General features: G+C 61.2%; 4 protein-coding genes. 3 read left to right on the top strand and 1 reads right to left on the bottom strand.

Annotated elements, in window-relative coordinates; all coding sequences use genetic code 11:
- Positions 1–48: 48 nt before the first annotated feature.
- A complete protein-coding gene (locus ACW9JE_RS27590) occupies positions 49–1,533 on the bottom strand; it encodes an NCS1 family nucleobase:cation symporter-1 (protein ID WP_224542141.1) in 1,485 nt (494 codons plus the stop codon).
- Between the two features lie 528 nt (positions 1,534–2,061).
- Here ACW9JE_RS27590 and hydA point away from each other — a divergent pair.
- The 3 genes from hydA to preA all read left to right on the top strand — a co-directional run bounded on the left by hydA (position 2,062) and on the right by preA (position 6,302).
- Positions 2,062–3,501, top strand: coding sequence for a dihydropyrimidinase (hydA, locus tag ACW9JE_RS27585; RefSeq protein WP_457434557.1), 1,440 nt, complete (start codon positions 2,062–2,064; stop codon positions 3,499–3,501).
- 158 nt (positions 3,502–3,659) lie between these two features.
- Positions 3,660–5,027 carry an NAD(P)-dependent oxidoreductase gene (locus tag ACW9JE_RS27580; protein ID WP_457434556.1) on the top strand — a complete coding sequence of 456 codons (1,368 nt, stop codon included), beginning with the start codon at positions 3,660–3,662 and terminating at the stop codon, positions 5,025–5,027.
- Positions 5,028–6,302: an NAD-dependent dihydropyrimidine dehydrogenase subunit PreA gene (gene preA / locus ACW9JE_RS27575; RefSeq protein ID WP_457434555.1), complete on the top strand. Its 1,275-nt coding sequence runs from the start codon at positions 5,028–5,030 to the stop codon at positions 6,300–6,302.
- The last annotated feature ends 71 nt before the right edge of the window (positions 6,303–6,373 follow it).

Genomic DNA, 6,373 nt, shown 5'->3' with positions numbered 1-6,373 from the left:
CAGGCGAAATCCTGTAGGAGCGAGGCTTGCCCGCGAAGAGGCCAGTCTTCACACCGCAGATTTCACGACCGACGGGCTCGAGCGCATCACGCACAACCCGTAATAGATCAACCCACCCAGCGCCGATCCGGTAAACCAGCCATAGCTGTAGAACCAGCTGAACGCATCGCTGCCCAGGGACAGCAGCGTCAGCACCACCGGCACGCCGAAGGCGAAAAACCCGTTCCAGTTCCACGCCGGGTACACGTCATCGCGATAGAGCCCGGCAAGGTCCAGTTGCTGTTTCTTGATCAGGAAATAGTCCACCACCATGATCCCGGCGATAGGTCCCAACAGGCTGGAATAGCCCAGCAGCCAGTTGGAATACACGGTCTCCAGGCTGATATCGGACACGATCAGCCCCAGCTTCTTCAGCAGTTCATGGGCCATCAGCGCCAGGCCGACGAAACCGGTGAGCATCACCGCCTTGGTGCGGTTGATCACCTTGGGGGCGATGTTCTGAAAGTCGTTGGTCGGCGAGACGATGTTCGCCGCAGTGTTGGTGGACAGCGTGGCGATGATGATCAGCGCCATGGCCAGCGCGACCCACACCGGGCTCTGGATGTGGCCGATCAGCGTCACCGGGTCGGACACCGTGACACCCACCAGCTTCACCGAAGCAGCAGTCATCACTACACCCAGCGCGGCAAACAGGAACATGGTCAGCGGCAACCCCATGATCTGCCCGACGATCTGTGCCTTCTGGCTTTCGGCATAGCGGCTGAAGTCCGGAATGTTCAGCGACAGCGTGGCCCAGAAGCCGACCATCGCCGTGAGACCTGCGGCGAAGTAACTGACCACACTGGCACCTTCAGGACGCTTGGCCGGAATCGCCAGCAGTTCGGTCATCGACACATTCGGCATCGCCCACACCAGCAGCCCCACGCCCACCGCCACCAGCAGCGGCGCGGACAGGGTTTCCAGCCATTTGATCGACTCGGCGCCGCGAATCACCACCCACAGGTTCAAGGCCCAGAACATCATGAAGCCGATGACTTCACCGGTGCCGCCCAAGGATTTCCAGCCCTCGAACACCGAACCGAGGAACAGGTGAATGGCCAGCCCGCCGAACATCGTCTGGATACCGAACCAGCCGCACGCCACCAGGGCGCGGATCAGGCACGGAATGTTCGAGCCGAGGATGCCGAACGAGGAGCGCAGCAACACCGGGAACGGGATGCCGTACTTGGTGCCGGGAAAGGCGTTCAGGGTCAGGGGAATCAGCACGATGATGTTGGCGAACAGGATCGCCAGCAGTGCTTCGCCCACGGTCAGGCCGAAATAGGCGGTCAGCACTCCGCCCAGGGTGTAGGTCGGCACGCAGATCGACATACCCACCCACAACGCGGTGATGTGCCATTTGTTCCAGGTTCGTTCGTGCACCTTGGTCGGTGCCATGTCGTGGTTGTAACGGGGGCTGTCGAGGACATCGCTGCCGGCTTCGAGCTCAAACAAGCCTTCGCGCTCGATCACTTGGGATCTGTTCTGTTGCATGGCCGCTCCACTGTTCTTTGAATTATTTTTTTGCTCATTCGAGGCTCGCGACATCAATAACTGTGCCGCACTCCTCGCTTGCGCATCGGGCAGTTCCATAAACACTTTGCAAGCAACTGATGTTTATCAGTTTTATTTATTGATCGGGTGCCTCGGCTACTTGTCACGGTCAAGTTATCCGAATAGTCCGGACTCAATCTGGTGCATTTAATCTATTTACGAATGTAACGCATTAAATATTGCGCGCCTCAAACAGCTGATTTCACATAGGAAATCTCGACCATATTTCGATCCTGTCAAGTGCGTCAAAATGGGGAGCGGCCGCACCATTTTGCTGATTCTTAGTTTTTATCTCTATTAATCAATTACTTAAAACAGGAATAAGCATATGAAAAATATTCTTGCCGATTCCCGTAACTGCGACTAGCGTTTATTCCTGACAGCGTTGACAGGAATAAACCTTCAACGCTGGCTGTATATAAAAATCCAGAACCGGCATCAGTCGGTCATGCCTGCGAGGAATCCGGAATGTCTCTGTTGATCCGTGGCGCTACCGTTGTTACCCATGATGAAAGTTATCGCGCCGATGTGTATTGCGCAGACGGCGTGATCAAGGCCATCGGCGACAATCTCGACATACCCGCAGGCGCCGAAGTGCTCGACGGCAGCGGGCAGTACCTGATGCCCGGCGGCATCGATCCCCACACTCACATGCAACTGCCCTTCATGGGCACCGTGGCCAGCGAAGACTTCTACAGCGGCACGGCGGCGGGTCTGGCCGGCGGCACCACCTCGATCATCGACTTCGTGATTCCCAACCCTCAGCAGTCGTTGATGGAAGCCTTCCATCAGTGGCGCGGCTGGGCGGAAAAATCCGCTTCCGATTACGGTTTTCACGTCGCCGTTACCTGGTGGAGCGAACAGGTGCGCGAGGAAATGGCCGAGCTGGTGAACCATCACGGGGTCAACAGCTTCAAGCACTTCATGGCTTACAAAAACGCGATCATGGCAGCGGACGACACCCTGGTGGCGAGTTTCGAGCGCTGCCTGGAACTGGGCGCGGTACCTACGGTGCACGCGGAAAACGGTGAGCTGGTGTTTCACCTGCAACGCAAGCTGATGGCCCAAGGCATGACCGGGCCGGAAGCGCATCCGCTGTCGCGCCCTTCCCAGGTGGAAGGCGAAGCCGCGAGCCGGGCGATCCGCATCGCCGAAACCCTCGGCACGCCGCTGTACCTGGTGCACGTCTCGACCAAGGAAGCCCTCGATGAAATTACCTATGCCCGGGCCAAGGGCCAGCCGGTCTACGGCGAAGTACTGGCCGGGCACCTGCTGCTGGACGACAGCGTCTATCAGCACCCGGACTGGCAAACCGCCGCCGGTTACGTAATGAGCCCGCCGTTCCGCCCGCGCGGCCATCAGGAAGCGCTTTGGCATGGCCTGCAGGCGGGTAATCTGCACACCACCGCCACCGATCACTGCTGCTTCTGCGCTGAGCAGAAAGCTGCCGGCAAGGACGACTTCAGCAAGATCCCCAACGGCACCGCCGGCATCGAAGACCGCATGGCCGTGCTCTGGGACGAAGGGGTCAACAGCGGGCGCTTCTCGATGCAGCACTTCGTTGCCCTGACCTCTACCAACACCGCCAAGATCTTTAACCTTTACCCGCGCAAAGGCGCGATCCGCGTGGGTTCCGATGCCGATCTGGTGCTGTGGGATCCGAACGGCACGCGGACGATTTCGGCCAAGACTCATCACCAGCAGGTCGACTTCAACATCTTCGAAGGCAAGACCGTGCGCGGCGTACCCAGCCACACCATCAGCCAGGGCCGGGTGGTCTGGGCCGACGGCGACCTGCGCGCCGAAAGGGGGGCGGGGCGCTACATCGAACGGCCGGCGTATCCGGCGGTGTTCGACTTGCTGAGCAAGCGGGCTGAGTTGAGTCAGCCGGTTGCCGTGAAACGCTGAGATCCAGGCCTTCGGCCATCGCGAGCAGGCTCGCTCCCACAGGTTTCGTGAACGCTACACAACTGCTGTGGGAGCGAGCCTGCTCGCAATGAGGCCGGTACAGGCAACAAAAAAATGCCCAACAGAGGCAGCACCTCCATCACCGTGAGGCCAAAACCGTGATCAAGACCCTGACCCATCTCCCGCATCCGTACGAGAACGCGGCCGTCCTCGCCGGTCATTTCACCGACCTGGCGCCGCCGCTCAACGACCGACAAGCCCACCTGGAAGCCTCGCGCTGCCTGTATTGCTACGACGCGCCCTGCGTCAATGCCTGCCCCAGCGAGATCGACATTCCCTCTTTCATCCGCAACATCCACCAGGACAACGTCCAGGGCGCCGCGCAAAAAATCCTTTCGGCCAACATCCTCGGCGGCAGCTGTGCGCGGGTGTGTCCGACGGAAATCCTTTGCCAGCAAGCCTGTGTGCGCAACAACGTCCATGAGTGCGCGCCGGTGCTGATCGGCCTGCTGCAGCGCTATGCCGTGGACAACGCGCATTTCAGCCAGCACCCCTTCCCTCGGGCCGCCGCCACCGGCAAGCGCATCGCCGTGGTTGGCGCAGGTCCCGCCGGATTGTCCTGCGCTCATCGCAGCGCCATGCACGGCCACGACGTGGTGATTTTCGAAGCACGGGAAAAGGCCGGCGGCCTGAATGAATACGGCATCGCCAAGTACAAGCTGGTGGACGACTACGCACAGAAGGAACTGGATTTCCTGCTGGAGATCGGCGGTATCGAAATCCGCCATGGGCACAAACTCGGCGACAACCTGAGCCTCAGCGAACTGCATCAGCAATTCGATGCGGTGTTCCTCGGCCTTGGCCTGAACGCCAGCAAACAACTGGGTCTGGCAAACGAAGAGGCCCCCGGCCTGCTCGCCGCCACCGACTACATCCGCGAACTGCGCCAGGCCGATGACCTGACCCAACTGCCGCTGGCCGACCACGCCATCGTCCTCGGCGCCGGCAACACCGCCATCGACATGGCGGTGCAAATGGCTCGCCTCGGTGCCCACGATGTCAACCTTGTGTATCGGCGTGGCGTCGAGGACATGGGCGCCACCCACCACGAACAGGAGATCGCCAAGGCCAATCAGGTGCGTCTGCTGACCTGGGCACAACCGGAAGAAGTGTTGCTCGATGATCAGGGCCAGGTGCGCGGCATGCGTTTCGCCCGTACCCATCTGGTGGAGGGCCGCCTGCAAACTACCGGCGAAACCTTCGAACTGGCCGCCGACGCGATCTTCAAGGCCATCGGTCAGAGCTTCGACGACAGCGCCCTCGCCGACCCGCTGGCCGGTCAACTCAAGCGCCAGGGCGATCGCCTGCTGGTGGACGAGAACCTGCGCACCAGCATCCCCGGCGTGTATGCCGGCGGCGACTGCACCAGCCTCGACCAGGACCTCACCGTGCAGGCGGTGCAGCACGGCAAACGGGCCGCCGAGGCCATTCATGCTCAACTGATGCTCAACGTGGAGGCTGCGTAAATGGCCGATCTGTCGATTGTCTTCGCCGGCATCAAAAGCCCCAATCCGTTCTGGCTGGCCTCCGCGCCGCCCACCGACAAGGCCTACAACGTGGTCCGCGCCTTCGAGGCCGGCTGGGGTGGCGTGGTCTGGAAAACCCTGGGTGAAGACCCGGCGGCGGTCAACGTGTCGTCGCGCTATTCGGCGCACTACGGAGCTAACAGAGAGGTTCTCGGCTTCAACAACATCGAGCTGATCACCGACCGTTCGCTGGAGATCAACCTGCGGGAAATCACCCAGGTCAAGAAGGACTGGCCGGACCGCGCGCTGATCGTGTCGCTGATGGTGCCCTGCGTCGAAGAATCCTGGAAACACATCCTGCCGCTGGTGGAAGCCACCGGCGCCGACGGCATCGAACTGAATTTCGGCTGCCCGCACGGCATGCCGGAGCGCGGCATGGGCGCGGCGGTCGGCCAGGTGCCGGAGTACGTCGAGCAGGTCACGCGCTGGTGCAAGACCTATTGCTCGCTGCCGGTAATCGTCAAGCTGACGCCGAACATCACCGACATCCGCGTCGCCGCCCGCGCGGCCCATCGTGGTGGCGCCGATGCGGTGTCGCTGATCAACACCATCAACTCGATCACCAGCGTCGATCTGGAACGCATGGTGGCCAACCCGATCGTCGGCAGCAAAAGCACCCACGGTGGTTACTGCGGTTCAGCGGTCAAGCCGATCGCCCTGAACATGGTCGCCGAAATCGCCCGTGACCCACAGACCGCCGGCCTGCCGATCAGCGGTATCGGTGGCATCAGCAACTGGCGCGATGCCGCGGAGTTCATGGCGTTGGGGTGCGGGTCGGTGCAGGTGTGCACGGCGGCCATGCTGCATGGCTTTCGCATCGTCGAAGAGATGAAGGACGGCTTGTCGCGCTGGATGGACAGTCAGGGCTACGCCAGCATCGCCGAGTTCTCCGGACGCGCCGTGGGCAACACCACGGACTGGAAGTACCTGGACATCAACTATCAGGTCATTGCGAAGATCGACCAGGAGGCCTGCATCGGCTGCGGCCGCTGCCACATCGCCTGCGAAGACACCTCGCACCAGGCCGTGGCCAGCCTGAAGAAACCCGACGGCACCCACAGCTATCAGGTGATCGACGAAGAATGCGTGGGCTGCAACCTGTGCCAGATCACCTGCCCCGTGCAGGACTGCATCGAAATGGTCCCGGTGGACTCCGGCAAGCCGTTCCTGGACTGGAACCATGATCCGAGGAATCCCTATCACGTTGCCGTCTGAAACCCGCGGCGTCTGAACCGACGCCTTCGCGGGCAAGCCTCGCTCCTACAGGTTTTGCGGTCGTTCGCCGG

Source organism: Pseudomonas sp. SDO55104_S430, assembly GCF_054070595.1.
This window is presented reverse-complemented; position numbering and strand designations above follow the sequence as displayed.